A 13,563-nucleotide genomic window follows, 5' to 3' on the forward strand; every position below is an offset into this window, starting at 1 on the left:
AGCGTATCACAAGACGAGTTGAGTGCGCTTTCATCGGATTAAGCGTTTCTGGAGCTCATTTAACTGTGGTTGGCATTCAACGGATGGAGGCGGCGCCTGCTGGAGACAACCGTCCCTTCTTTCCGGCCGCCCAGCCAAAAAAAGCTTCCGTTCCAGGTTACCCTGTCTCGGAAGCTTGAAGCTGCTTGCGGTATTGATCCGGCGAACACCCGACCATTTGCTTGAACAGGCGGGAGAAATGCGATAAATGCTTGAACCCCGTCCGCATCGCCACCTCGGTTACCGACCAATCCGGTTCCGTCAAAAACCAGATCTTCGCCTGGTTGATGCGGCGGTGGTACAGATACGTGAATACGGTCGTACCGGTCACTTCTTTGAATACTTTGCTGAGATAATGCTTGTTCATATGCAAGCGGCTGGCGATGTCCTCCAGCGTAATCTCCTCTTGATAGCAGCCTTCGATGACCTGTATCGCCTCCTGCACCCGGATCTCGGGCTCCCCTTCGGCCGACCGTTCCGCAAGCGGCTCCTGACACCAATCATAGATGCAATACAGCAGTTCGAGAAAAGCAAGCCGCTGCCGCTGAACGCCGACGAAGTCCCCGCGCCCTTCCATCAGGCTCATGCGGTCGAGCAGCTGCATCGCCTCGTCCAACTGGCCTTCGGACAGCCGCAAGCGGGCGTACTTCAACGCCCGGAACGGGCGCAGCAGCTCCTGCGCGGCATCGCCTGCCGCATGGATCGCCTCCACATACCGCGGATCGAAGTGAATGATGGAGCGGATGTACGGATAACGGGTGTCGATATTCGGCCGGTGCAGCGTCAGGCCGTGCATCAGAATCAGATCTCCCGGCTGAAGGAGATAGATCTGATCGCCGATCAAATAGTGAACATGGCCGGAATGGAACAGATAAATCTCATAATTGGCATGAGAATGGAAATACGGCGTCTCGTAAGGCGCCGTATTGCGATATTGAAAATCGAACATCGAGGAATGATGAATGAAGGACAATCGTCTCTCCTCCTTCAGGTGGCCGCTTCACAGCCCGGACGCTTGCACAGCCGGTGCGGCGCGGACCAATTCCCGGCGCAGTCCGCACACGGCAAACGGCAGGCTTCCATCCGAATCGCTCAGCCGCTTACGCCTTCGCCGCCTCTTCGATCAAGGCAACGACCAGTTCGCTCGTCCGTACCAGATCGGATACGTGAATGCGTTCGCTCGTCGTATGGATATCTTCGTAGCCTACAGCCAGATTGACCGTCGGCACGCCCATGCCGTTAAAGATATTGGCGTCGCTGCCGCCGCCGGAATGGAACAGGCGGGAGACGGAGCCGATTCGCTCGATGGCGCGCTGCGCCAGCTTCACGACTTCATCCTTTTCCGTAAAATTGAACGCCGGATAGACGATATCGCTCTTGAATTCCGCACGGGCGCCGTACTCGGCGGCCACGCTCTCCAGCGCTTCCTTCATCTTCTGAACCTGGGCTTCGACCTTGCTCTGCACGATGCTGCGCGCTTCGGCGTCCAGCTTCACATAATCGCAGACGATATTCGTGGCGCCGCCGCCCTCGAAGCGGCCGATGTTAGCCGTCGTCTCATGATCGATGCGTCCCAGCGGCATGCGCGCAATCGCCTTGCTGGCAACCTGAATCGCGCTGATGCCGTCCTCCGGATTCACGCCGGCATGCGCCGACTTCCCGAAAATCTCCATCGAAATCTTCGCTTGGGTAGGCGCCGCCACCGCGATAGCGCCGACCTCTCCGTTCGAGTCGAGCGCGAAGCCGAGATCGGCTTGAAGATGCTCGGCTGACATGGCCCGCGCCCCGACGAGGCCCGATTCTTCACCGACCGTAATGACGAATTGAACCTGTCCATGCGGGCGGTTCGTCTCCGTGATGACGCGAATGGCTTCGAACATGGCCGCCAGACCTGCCTTATCGTCCGAGCCGAGGATCGTGGTGCCGTCGCTGCGTATGTAGCCGTCCTCTCCGAGCTGCGGGCGAATGCCGTTGCCCGGCTTGACCGTATCCATATGGGAGGTGAAGAACAGGCGGGTGCCGCCTTCCTGTCCCGGCGTCGCCGGCCAGTTCACGATCAGGTTGCCTGCCCCATGCCCCGTCACCGGAGCCGTATCGTCCTCGGTCACCTGCAGTCCGAGCGCTTCGAATTGCTGCTTGAGCACGTCGCAGATTGCGCGCTCGTTTTTCGTCTCGCTGTCCACCTGCACCAATTCCATGAAATGCTTCACTACTCTATCCTGTTGAACCATATTCGCTTTCCTCCTGACGAATTGTTCGTTACAATAAGGGTAATGATCTGAAATTCAGCTATTGCTGAAGAAAGGAGCTTACCCGTTACATGCAATCCAAAAAGTGGTTCAAAATTATCGTCTATCTGATGCTGGCGGCCATGCTCGTGTCCACTGTGCTTGTGCTGATCGAGCCGTTATTGTACGGCTGACAGCGGCAGCATCCGGAATGGGAGGGACAGGCTGTTCCCGACAGGACGCCCTGCCCTCCCGCTATCCCTGCGCAGCCTTCGTTCCGCCACTCCGCTCAACGCCCATGCAGGGGCGGGAACTCACTCCGCCTGAATCCGCTGCTACCTGCTCCGCGCCTCCAATGGCTCGACAATCGCCTCATCATACTCCAGCACCTCGGCCAAGTAAGGCAGCAGCCGTCTGCCGACGTCCTCTACCGTAAATTCCATGCCTGTGCAGTCCTCCAGAGAAGTGACACCATACTCGCTGATTCCGCACGGCACAATGCCGCTGAAGCCGGCTGCCTGGATGCCGCTCTTGACGTTCAGGGCAAATCCGTGGCTCGTGACGAAGCCCCGGTGCCGGGAGCATTTATTGAACTTGACGCCGATAGCGGCCAGCTTCACGTCTCCGACCCAGACGCCCGTATATTCCGGCTTGCGGCTTCCCTCGATCCCGAACGAAGCGAGAAGCCGAATGATCGCTTCCTCCAGGGAGCGCAAGTAGCCGTGAAGGTCGATCCGCTTCCCTTCGAGCAGCAGCAGCGGATAGCCGACAAGCTGCCCCGGACCGTGATAGGTGATATCCCCGCCGCGGTCAATCTGATAGACCGCGATGCCTTGCGCCTTCAATTGCTCGGGAGACAGCAGCAAATGCTCCGGATGCCGCTGCGATCCGATCGTGTAGGTCGGCGGATGCTCCAGCAGCAGCAGCGTATCGTCCCGCTCCCCGCTGTCGACCTGCTTCACGATGCTTTTTTGCAGTTCCCACGCTTCGCCGTAGTCGGTAAAGCCCAAATGATGAACACGAAGTTTTCTCCCGCCTTGTGCCGATTCTGCCGTTCCATTCATCCTGATATCGCCTTCTTTTGTTAAAAAGTCTTCTCTCGTGCCGTTCATGCCGGTTCCTGCGCTCAGTACACTTTCGTATCGAGCGTATAGCCTTCCAGATTCTCCTTCACGCGCTGCAGGAAGCGGCCGCAGATGACGCCGTCCAAAATGCGGTGATCGAGCGATAAGCACATGTTCGCCATCGAGCGGACCGCGATCATGTCGTTGATGACGACCGGCTTCTTGACGATCGACTCGAACGTCAGAATCGCCGCCTGCGGATAGTTGATTATCGGGTAGGACAGAATCGAGCCGAACGAGCCCGTATTGTTCACGGTGAAGGTTCCGCCCTGCATATCATCGGGTCTGAGCCGTCCTTCGCGCGTTTTGCGCGCCAACTCGTCGATTTCCCGGGCGAGGCCCGCAATGTTCTTCTGATCCGCATGCTTGATGACCGGCGTCAGCACCGAGTCTTCCGTGCCGACCGCCAGCGACAGATTGATGTCCCGCTTGACGATAATCTTGTCGACAGCCCAGACCGAGTTCATGATCGGATAATCCTTAATCGCGTTGACGACCGCCTTGAGCACGAAGGCGAGATAGGTCAGATTGAAGCCTTCCTTGCGCATGAACTCGTCCTTGACCTTGTTGCGCAGCAGCACGAGATTCGTCACGTCGACTTCAATCATCGTCCACGCATGCGGAATCTCGGAGACGCTTTGCCGCATCCGGCTCGCAATCGTATGGCGGATAGGCGTCACGTCAATGAACGTCTCTCCGCGGCCGGCTTCCTCTACTTCGATGGTCGGTATGCGCGGCGAATCCGCCAGATGGAGCCCCGAATGGCGCACCGGCACCTGAGCCGCATCCGGCAGCGGCTCCGAAGCTGCGTTAGGGGCCGGAGTTCCGGCCTGGCCCGCCGGCGATGAGGCTGCTTGGCGAAGCGTCTGCCCGCCCGCACCTGCTCCAGCGCCTGCGGCAGTCGCTCCCGACTCGACGGCCGCCTGCACGTCCTTCCGCGTAATCCGGCCGCCTAAGCCGGAGCCCTTCAAGCGGGTCAGATCGATGCCATGCTCCGACGCCAAGCGTTGGACGGCAGGCGAGTAGCGCCCGCTCATATCTTGCCCGGCGGAAGCAGGCGCCGGGACGCTGCCCTGCGCGGCGGCAGGCTTGTTCGCCTGCCCTGCGTCCGCCGGAACCGCAGCCGCTTCCGTGCGGACGCGGCAGATAACGGCGCCGACGGCTACGGTCTCGCCCTCTTGCGCGATAATCTGTTCCATGACGCCCGCTTCGGTAGCCGGCAGTTCAGCAACGACTTTATCGGTAATGACTTCACAGATTGGCTCATACGCCTCGAACGAGTCTCCGGGCTTCTTCAGCCATTTGCCGATCGTAGCCTGCACAAGCGATTCGGCCAACTGCGGCATCGTGATTTCTTTCCCATTAACATCAGACATTGATTTTCACTCCCGTTCTTGACAACCGGCCGGACCCTGCGAATCTGCGGCATGCTTGAGCACAGTGCCGGCGTTCCGCCTGTCCGGCCGCTTCCCGTCCTTAGAACAACGCCAGCTCGCGCATGGCATCCTTGACCTTATCCTTGTTCAACATAAAGAACTTCTCGAGCGGAGGGCTGTACGGTCCTGCCGGAATATCCGGGCTGCACAGTCTCTTGATCGGCGCGTCCAGATCGAACAGCAGCTCTTCCGCAATAATGGCGGAGACCTCCGCGCCGATACCTCCCGACTTGTTGTCTTCATGAATGATCAACACTTTGCCCGTCTTCGCCGCCGCTTCGAGAATCGCTTCCCGATCCAGCGGTTGAATCGTGCGCAGATCAAGAATATGCGCGCTGATCCCTTCCTTGGCCAGCTCATCCGCAGCTTGCATCGACATATGGACCGGCAGGCTGTAGGTGATGACGGTAATATCCGTTCCTTCGCGCACGACATTCGCTTGTCCAATCGGAACGACATAATCGCCTTCCGGCACTTCCCCGCTAATCATGCGATAGCATTTCTTATTCTCGAAATATAATACCGGGTCCGGGTCGCGGATAGCCGCAATGAGCAGACCCTTCGCGTCATAAGGCGTGGCCGGAGCGACGATCTTCAATCCGGGCGTGCCGAAAAAGACCGATTCGGGACATTGTGAATGGTACAGTCCGCCAGCCACCCCGCCCCCAATCGGGGCGCGAATGACAAGCGGACAGGACCAGTCATTGTTGGAGCGGTAGCGGATTCTCGCCGCTTCGCTGATAATCTGGTTCGTCGCCGGGAACATGAAGTCCGAATACTGCATTTCTGCGATCGGCTTCATCCCGACCATCGCGGCGCCGATCGCGACGCCCGCGATCGCGGATTCGGCCAGCGGCGTATCGAGCGAGCGCGCTTCGCCGAATTGCTCATACAGCCCCTTCGTCGTCGTGAACACGCCGCCCTTGAGCCCGACATCCTCGCCAAGCACGAATACGTCGGCATCCCGTTCCATCTCTTCCTTCATTGCCGTTCGTATTGCGTCAATATAATCGATTACCGCCATGTGCCTGCTTCCTCCTCCGCATAGACGTGCCGCAGCGCCTCTTCTCCAGCCGGGAAGGCAGCCTGCTCGGCGTACGCGATATCGCGATCCACCATCGATTTGATGTCCGCGATGAGCTGCGCGTCCTCTTCCTCTGACCAGAGGCCGCATTCCATCAAATACGCCTTGTAGCGAGGCAGCGCATCGTTCTTCCAGTTCATCTCCACTTCTTCCTTCGACCGGTATACCATATCATTGTCCGAAGTCGAATGCGGAGCCAACCGGTACATCACCGCCTCGATAAGAGTAGGCCCTTCGCCCCGAAGCGCCCGCTCGCGTGCTTCCTTGACGGTGCGATACACCTCCAGCACATCGCAGCCGTCGATGCGTACCCCAGGGAAGCCATAGCCCAGCGCCCGGTCGCTGATGCGTCCCGCCACCTGCTTGTCCAGAGGGACGGAGATGGCATACTGGTTATTCTCCACCATCACGATCATCGGCAGCTTATGCACGCCCGCGAAGTTGCACCCCTCATGGAAATCCCCCTGGTTGCTCGAGCCGTCGCCCAGCGTGACGAAGGAGACCGCTTCTTCGTTGCGCATTTTCGCCGCCAGCGCAATGCCTACGGCATGCGGCACTTGCGTCGCCACCGGACTGGATCCGGTGACGATGCGAAGTCGCTTGCAGCCGAAATGGCCCGGCATCTGCCGGCCGCCGCTGTTCGGATCCTCGGCCTTGGCAAAAATGGCCAGCATCAATTCTCTTATCGTCATACCGACGGACAGGACGAATCCGTAATCGCGGTAATAGGGTAAAAAATAGTCTTTCTCCTTATCCAATGCAAATGCCGCACCGATCTGGGCAGCTTCCTGACCGATACCGGATACGTGAAAATTGATTTTTCCCGCCCGCTGCAGCAGCAGCGCCCGTTCATCGTACATGCGGGCAAGCCGCATCTTCCGGTACATGTCAACCGCCTGTTCATCCGAGAGTCCGAGGGACTCATGCCTCGTCTTCTGACGAGTATTCACTTCCGGCGTCATGAAGCAGACCTCCTTATTCATTCAAGTCTGTCGCAAGTATAATACCAGGTACTAAGACTTGACTCTAAACTTATTATACTCTCATCGTTCTGAAAAAGAAAACATCAGCTAAAGTCAGGTTCCGCTTCCGGATGCGTCAGATATGAATCGCTTTGCCTTCTACGGCCAGCATCGCTTCGGTCAATATCTCGGAGAGCGACGGATGCGGCCGGATGACCTGCCCCATCTCCCACGCGGTCGCATCCAGCAGCATGGCTGCCGAAGCTTCCCCGATCAGCTCGGTCGCATGGGGCCCGACAATATGAACGCCGAGCAGATCGCGGGACCGGGCATCCGCAATCACCTTCGCGAACCCTTCCGGTTCGCCGTGCACCAGTGACTTGCCGACCGCATGCAGCGGCACGCGGCTGACCTTCACGTCATAGCCTGCGGCTCTCGCTTCCTGCTCCGTCCAGCCGATTGAGGCCGCTTCCGGACGGGAGTAGATCGCGCGCGGAATGTTCCGCGAGTCATAACCAACCGACGTATCGCCGCACAGATGGCGCACGGCGGTCAGACCTTCGGCTGCAGCGGCATGAGCCAGTTGCAGGCCGCCGATCACGTCGCCAATCGCATAAATATGGGACTCGTTCGTCTGCATCCACTCGTTGACGCGGATGAACCCTTTCTCCGTTTCCAGGCCGACATTTTCCAAGCCGATATTCTCGATATTAGCCTGTCTTCCTATAGATACGAGCAGCTTGTCCGCATTTATGCTTACGCTCTCCCCGTTTTCCTCAATAATGAGATGAACTTCTCCCCGCTCTTCATCCTTATGTACCGCTTCCGGCTGAAGCGCCGCCTTCGTATGGAAGCGGACGCCCCGCTTCGCCAATTGCCGCTGGAGCTCACGCGCCGTCTCTTCCTCTTCCATCGGGACAATGCGCTCCCCCGCTTCGATGACATCGACCTCCACGCCGAAGTCGGCAAGCATCGATGCCCATTCGACGCCGATGACGCCGCCGCCCAATATGGCAACGCGCGCCGGAAGCTTCTCCCATTCCAACGCCTGATCCGTCGTAACGATGAGGTCTCCATCGGCGTCCAGTCCCGGCAGCATCCGCGGACGGGATCCGGTCGCGATAATGAGATGCTTCGGCACGATCGTATCGGCCTCCTTATCCGGGTATTCAACCGCCACCGAACCGCTCTTCGGGGAAAAAATCGACGGCCCCATGACCCGTCCGGTGCCATGAATCACTTCAATCGCATGCTTCCGCATCAGCATCGAGACCCCTTGATGCAGCTTCTCGACAACGTCCCGTTTGCGGGCCTGGACATGGTCAAAGCGCAGCTTCACGCCCTCGACCTCGATGCCGTAGGCCGAACCGTTCACCGCTTGCTGATACACTTCCGCGCTGCGCAGGAGCGCCTTGCTCGGAATGCACCCGCGGTGCAGGCAGGTTCCGCCCAGCTTCTCCCGTTCAATGACGACGACCGATTTCCCCGCTTGCGCCGCCGCGATGGCCGCGACATATCCGCCCGTTCCTCCGCCCAAAATGGCTACATCGACTTGCTTTGTCATACCAAGCACTCCTTTTTATCGTCCGAATCCATTGGTTCTATTGTACTCCCTTTTTCCGGCACCGCCAAACCTGAATCTGTCAACCGCCCTCGCCCCAAGGGCGCGATCTGATTAGACAATCCCCCGATTTCAAGGTAAGATAAAACATAGTTAATGATGAATGATGAACATATTCCGACAGGTGATCTATTCATGAGACAGGATACGCATGTGATAACCCGCTTTATTGCCATCTTGCTGCTCGTCATTCCGGGCCTTCTTGCGACCTTCGGCTTTTTGACGATGAAGAACGTCATCTTCGATTACATCGCCGACCATGGGAATGACAGTCTCGCCGCCCCTTCCTTCGGCTGGCTTCCTTTCCTTGGCGGCTTCGTCATGTTCGCCATCGGAGTCGCCTTTATCGGCGGTTGGGTGTTCTACCGCGACCGCAAGCGGAATTACGTCGCCCCCCGCTTCCGCAAGAAGAAGGGGCCGCGGCCGGCCTCGTTCAAGCCCATGATCGATCAGCAGGCCAGTGCCCGCGATGGTTCGTCTTCCGAACCTCCGGCCTCGTCATAGCACAAAACGGTCTCCCCGCCCTTCCGGACGGTTGGAGACCGTTTTTGCTTTTCCTCTTATTTATCGGACCGGTCTTGATCCAGCTTGGCGCGCAGCCGCGCCAGTTCCCGCTCTACCTGCTCCTCCCGGCTCCATTGCTTCGCCTCGTCTTCTGCGGCCTTCTCTTCCTGCTCCGCCCCTGCATCGGGCCCGCCCGATGCAGCAGAGGCACCATGTTGAGGATCGGGTATCTCGTCCACAGATAGCTCCTCCTGCGGCTCCGCCACAGCATCCGCCCGAATAATAAGCTGCGATCCATCCTGGAACTCCATCGTACGGCGGACGGGAGGATTCTCTTCTGCATCCTCCCTCGTCTCTTCCGGAACGGCCGATCCCGCGTAAGGCAGCATCCGGTCCGGTATCGTGATGGCGTTGCGGGTTCCGCTCATCTTTTCATAGAAGAGACGCTTATCCCGCCGGAAAATATGCAGCAGCACATGCAGACCCACGAACGCATTGAAGACGAGCCATAAAATGATGACAATCGGCGCGAACCCGCCCAATTCGGCGAGATAACCGGAATTCAACACGTAGAAAAATACATAATTGATCCCGCCGATACCGAAATACAGCAAGCCGTACCGGATGAGCAGACCTTTGAAAGAAAGCTTGTTCGTCCGCTCCGGATCCGCCGCCAAGCGGTCATCGATCAGATGAATGCGCGTCACCCATTTGCCGAATGTCTTCCCTTCGGTCCACAGCGGCATCAGAATGAAATAGACGAAAATCGTTATCGCCAGCACCCATCCATTGGACTCCAAGTAGTTCAGGAAGTGATCGACGTCATTCCCGTTGGCCGCCACCATGAAAATGGCGATAATCCAGTAAATAAATCCGATGCACAAATAGTCGAGCCAGAGGGCAATCGCCCGGCGAATGAAGCCAACCGGCCTGCGCGTCAGATCCACGTCCGCATCCAATTTGCTGCTATGCGGCAGGAAATACGTAATCAAGGGAGCCAGCACAAATCCAAGCATCCCGCCGACCGTATTGAGCATCAAATCATCGACATCGAACAGCCGGTATGGGCACGCATAGATCCCGTATAAGCCCGTGCGCTGCGTCGTCTCGAAAAAGAGAGACACAACAAAGGCGATAATCGTCGTCGCCAAGAACGATTTTCGGAAATAATAACGAAGATAGACCCCCAACGGCAATGTTAATGCGACGTTGAAGGCCGCCTGCCAGAAAGCCCGCTCCCCTAATATCGTCACATAGGTCGAAGGCTGGGACCAGACGACATTCGTCTCCTTCATAATGTCGCGGATAAATGTGAATGGAATCCATTGAGAAAATACACCGCTCCCGCCGGGCACGCAGTTATCGCGATTGGCTGGCAGAGGCAGAATGACGAGATAGTACGCTGAAATAAAATAAAGCAGCATCGAGTACAGCACAAAGGACCGTACTTTGTTCACGTAGCCATATTTGCGGTACTGCACGATTAAAAACGGCAGTGTCAGAAAAAAGGCCGCGATCGGAAATGTGATCAACGCGATTTTGATCGGAAATAAATAAGCATTCATCGTTGCTGGCTTACCCCTTTGTTGCACAGTCATGTTTTTGTATGTAAATAGCGTATGGCTGCCGCACACCGAAGTCTTATTTTGGACGCAGACGTATGCGGCGATTCCTTCAACGCTCGTCTATTTTACCGTATTTCGCCGAATTCTCCAATAAAAATCGTGCAATGCACCATCCCAGCGAACCGAGGCCATTTCTCGAACCTGACAATTCAAAATTTCTTCTTATTTTATAGCCCTTTTTCGTCATGTTTTTCCATGCGAAGCCTGATAAAATGGCAACATGCAACAGCCAAATCGGATAAAGGAGGAATCAACGAGCCGTGATTCATGTAGGAATTTTACTGTATAACGACGTAGAGGTACTTGATTTCGCAGGGCCATTTGAAGTCTTCGCCGTAACGGAGCAGACGCTGAACTCTACAGCCAGTCCTTTTCTCGTGCAAACCGTGTCAGAAGACGGCAAGCTGGTAACCGCGCGGAACGGGTTAAAAGTACAGCCCGATTACAGCTATGACCATGCACCTCGCTTCGATATTCTCATCGTGCCCGGCGGCCCGGGAAGCCGGACAGAAATGTATAACAAGACGACGATTCAATGGGTGCAGAATCGCATGGATGAGGTAAATATTATGGCCTCAGTCTGCACCGGGGCCTTAATCTTGGCAGAAGCCGGATTGCTCGACGGCAAGACCGTAACAACCCATTGGAATTCCTACGATCGGTTGGAAAATGACTACCCTAACCTGACGGTGAAGCGAGACGTCAAATATGTCGATGAAGGCAATATCGTCACATCCGGCGGCATCTCGGCGGGCATTAATATGTCCTTCCATCTCGTCAGCCGGCTGCTGGGCAAGGACGTTGCCGAACGCACGGCCAAAAGAATGGAGTATGATATTGATTTATCGAATGAGCCGGAAAAAACATCATAAAGCAGATCTAACTTGATGAGGTTAAAACAGAGACAATGCCAGAATCAACCCTGCTCATCGCTCCATTGAAAAGAACTGGCGTTAACACCGCACGACTTTTGGACTGCCTGGTTAGATAATGGAAAAGCCCCCGGCGGGATATATCCGCTTGTGGGGCTTTGCCTTCACCGCATGCTTATATTCATGAAGAGCAACTCCCTGGAGACCAAGTAAATGCATCCGCGCTAACCTTTATTCGCACTCTCCCCATCAGTCAGGACAGACGCATATGGGTTTATTCCGCCCTATAATCATTCTCCCCATGCTTCAGGAGCCCAAATACGTATGTGAGGCGTCGACTATCAGTTAAATCCCGTTTTATTCAACAGGGCCTTTTTCATATGACTTGCGGTCAGATACGCCAAGATACGACTTCAATCCATCCTGAAGAATTCGCGAGAAATTAACATTCGCCTCTTCCGCAGCGTCGTTAAGCCATTTCGTAATGGTTAACGTTTTCTTGACAGCCTTCTGCGCCATATAGTCACGGAAGGGCGGCATCCATACGTCGACGAGAACAGCCGACTCGTTAGCATGGAGTCTAAGGTCAAGCGTACGGGTTGGTTCCGGAATCACTTCTCCGTCTTGTTCCATCCCGTACAGATGGACCGCAAGACATTCTTTTGCCATACGAAACGCCTCTTCGTCGGTCTCCCCGCAAGAAAATGCTCCGGGTAAGTCCGGGAACCTCACGGAAATACCATCATCTGCATAATCGAAGATCGCAGCAAAGATATATCGGTCTTTCATAATTTTCAACTCCCTTACTATTATTCCATAACTCCTCTACTATATCGGAACTTATAAACTGCTGGTGAAAAATGAGGAGCCTGTTAATCGCTTAGATTTTAAGCTTCACAAGAAAGTGAAAAAAGGGGGATGATTTTTAATACAAAGAAACTCCATTTCGGTAATCAAAATGGAGTTTGCGGGTAGCTTAAACAATTTATAGCTGGGCTACCTTGATCATGGTTAGCCTAGGCAAATATATATTTAATCCAGTACAGCCGGGATAATGCCTTCCTTAATCAGTGTCCATCGATCACGCGGATTGATGCTGAATTCGGATGCAATGGCAACGACCAGTTCCTTTTCCGGAATGCAGCAAATGACATTACCGCCATCGCCTAGTGCCGAGTAGGCAAAAACTCCGTCCTCTTCGCGCAACCACCATAGATACCCGTAATGATTGGGGTTCATCTCCGTTGACTGGTCAATCCATGTTCCCGAAATCACCTGGTGATGGTCCCACATGCCACGGTGCAGATACAAAACGCCAAACCGTGCCATATCCCGGGCAGTTAACGTAAGTCCCCACCCTCCCGTGGAGTTGCCTTGAGGATCCGTAACCCATCCTTTCACGTTTTTCCCGAATAAGTCGTCAAAGCCGAATGATTTCATTTCGAAATTCGGGATTTCTCTCATGCCGATCGGTTTACATAAATGTTGGTCGGCAAACTCACGGGCGCTTTTTCCGGTGCTGCGAGTGATAATGGCTGAAAGCAGGTGCGCCCCGGCGGTGGAATATTTGAAAGCTCCGATACTCCCTTTTTGGCCCAGTATATCCAGCGTATACTTTACCCAATCGGGTTGCATGCACAGCTTGTCCAACGGTTCATGCCAGTTCTCAAATGGATAGGGAGCCGTCATCGTGAGAAGATGGCGAATCGTGATGTCCCGCTTCTGCCCAACAGCGTCGGCGGCCACATACTCGGGGAAAAAATCAAGCACCTTCTGGTCAACATTTTGAATATATCCTGCATCTATGGCAATCCCAATAAGGGCAGATAGGATGCTTTTCGTTACAGATGCAACATGATGCGTATCATCCGGGCCATAGCCATTAAAATATCTTTCATAAGCAATGTATCCTTTTCTCACTACCACAATGCCGTTTATATTGCTGTACTCGGATTTTATCGCAGGTTCAAGCCCTAACAGCTTGTCAGCGTCCATTTCTAAAGCTGCCGGGTCTGCGGCTTGCCATTCTGTCGTTGGCCAGTAACTTCTTTGCATGATAGGTACCTCT

The 13,563-nt window shown here is 55.4% G+C and carries 13 protein-coding genes; 3 read left to right on the plus strand and 10 right to left on the minus strand.

The window, feature by feature from the left end:
* Window positions 1–157: 157 nt before the first annotated feature.
* Together NNL35_RS21370 and NNL35_RS21375 are read right to left on the minus strand one after the other, a co-directional pair.
* Entirely contained in the window at window positions 158–1,012 is an 855-nt protein-coding gene (locus NNL35_RS21370) for a helix-turn-helix transcriptional regulator (RefSeq protein ID WP_006676786.1), read from the minus strand.
* Between the two features lie 127 nt (window positions 1,013–1,139).
* Window positions 1,140–2,270: a M20/M25/M40 family metallo-hydrolase gene (locus NNL35_RS21375; RefSeq protein ID WP_006676785.1), complete on the minus strand. Its 1,131-nt coding sequence runs from the start codon at window positions 2,268–2,270 to the stop codon at window positions 1,140–1,142.
* Window positions 2,271–2,359: 89 nt separating this feature from the next.
* Between NNL35_RS21375 and prli42 the strand changes: the two genes are divergently transcribed.
* On the plus strand, window positions 2,360–2,461 hold the full coding sequence (prli42, locus tag NNL35_RS21380) for a stressosome-associated protein Prli42 (protein ID WP_085982251.1): 102 nt from the start codon (window positions 2,360–2,362) through the stop codon (window positions 2,459–2,461).
* 141 nt (window positions 2,462–2,602) lie between these two features.
* Here prli42 and lipB read toward each other — a convergent pair whose 3' ends face one another.
* From lipB to lpdA, 5 genes are all read right to left on the minus strand, one after another.
* On the minus strand, window positions 2,603–3,331 hold the full coding sequence (gene lipB / locus NNL35_RS21385; protein WP_006676784.1) for a lipoyl(octanoyl) transferase LipB: 729 nt from the start codon (window positions 3,329–3,331) through the stop codon (window positions 2,603–2,605).
* Window positions 3,332–3,393: 62 nt separating this feature from the next.
* Window positions 3,394–4,767 carry a dihydrolipoamide acetyltransferase family protein gene (locus NNL35_RS21390; RefSeq protein ID WP_254553709.1) on the minus strand — a complete coding sequence of 458 codons (1,374 nt, stop codon included), beginning with the start codon at window positions 4,765–4,767 and terminating at the stop codon, window positions 3,394–3,396.
* Window positions 4,768–4,867: 100 nt separating this feature from the next.
* Window positions 4,868–5,851 carry an alpha-ketoacid dehydrogenase subunit beta gene (locus NNL35_RS21395; RefSeq protein ID WP_006676782.1) on the minus strand — a complete coding sequence of 328 codons (984 nt, stop codon included), beginning with the start codon at window positions 5,849–5,851 and terminating at the stop codon, window positions 4,868–4,870.
* The gene (locus NNL35_RS21400; protein WP_006676781.1) at window positions 5,842–6,873 is read right to left on the minus strand and encodes a thiamine pyrophosphate-dependent dehydrogenase E1 component subunit alpha; all 1,032 of its coding nucleotides are present in this window, start codon (window positions 6,871–6,873) and stop codon (window positions 5,842–5,844) included. The genes NNL35_RS21395 and NNL35_RS21400 overlap by 10 nt, the downstream gene beginning before the upstream one ends.
* A gap of 136 nt (window positions 6,874–7,009) precedes the next feature.
* Window positions 7,010–8,437, minus strand: a complete 1,428-nt coding sequence (gene lpdA / locus NNL35_RS21405; RefSeq protein WP_006676780.1) for a dihydrolipoyl dehydrogenase — start codon at window positions 8,435–8,437, stop codon at window positions 7,010–7,012.
* Between the two features lie 192 nt (window positions 8,438–8,629).
* On the opposite strand from lpdA, the gene NNL35_RS21410 reads away from it, so the two are divergent.
* The gene (locus NNL35_RS21410) at window positions 8,630–8,998 is read left to right on the plus strand and encodes a DUF2627 domain-containing protein (RefSeq protein ID WP_040731133.1); all 369 of its coding nucleotides are present in this window, start codon (window positions 8,630–8,632) and stop codon (window positions 8,996–8,998) included.
* A 56-nt stretch (window positions 8,999–9,054) separates the two neighbouring features.
* On the opposite strand, the gene NNL35_RS21415 is transcribed toward NNL35_RS21410, so the two are convergent.
* Window positions 9,055–10,563 carry a VanZ family protein gene (locus NNL35_RS21415; RefSeq protein WP_006676778.1) on the minus strand — a complete coding sequence of 503 codons (1,509 nt, stop codon included), beginning with the start codon at window positions 10,561–10,563 and terminating at the stop codon, window positions 9,055–9,057.
* Between the two features lie 320 nt (window positions 10,564–10,883).
* Between NNL35_RS21415 and NNL35_RS21420 the strand changes: the two genes are divergently transcribed.
* Window positions 10,884–11,495, plus strand: coding sequence for a DJ-1/PfpI family protein (locus tag NNL35_RS21420; protein WP_006676777.1), 612 nt, complete (start codon window positions 10,884–10,886; stop codon window positions 11,493–11,495).
* Window positions 11,496–11,852: 357 nt separating this feature from the next.
* Here NNL35_RS21420 and NNL35_RS21425 read toward each other — a convergent pair whose 3' ends face one another.
* Together NNL35_RS21425 and NNL35_RS21430 are read right to left on the minus strand one after the other, a co-directional pair.
* Window positions 11,853–12,284, minus strand: a complete 432-nt coding sequence (locus tag NNL35_RS21425; protein WP_006676776.1) for a type II toxin-antitoxin system HicB family antitoxin — start codon at window positions 12,282–12,284, stop codon at window positions 11,853–11,855.
* 243 nt (window positions 12,285–12,527) lie between these two features.
* Window positions 12,528–13,550 carry a serine hydrolase domain-containing protein gene (locus NNL35_RS21430; RefSeq protein WP_006676775.1) on the minus strand — a complete coding sequence of 341 codons (1,023 nt, stop codon included), beginning with the start codon at window positions 13,548–13,550 and terminating at the stop codon, window positions 12,528–12,530.
* Window positions 13,551–13,563: the final 13 nt, after the last annotated feature.

Source organism: Paenibacillus dendritiformis (assembly GCF_945605565.1).
Classification (GTDB): domain Bacteria; phylum Bacillota; class Bacilli; order Paenibacillales; family Paenibacillaceae; genus Paenibacillus_B; species Paenibacillus_B dendritiformis_A.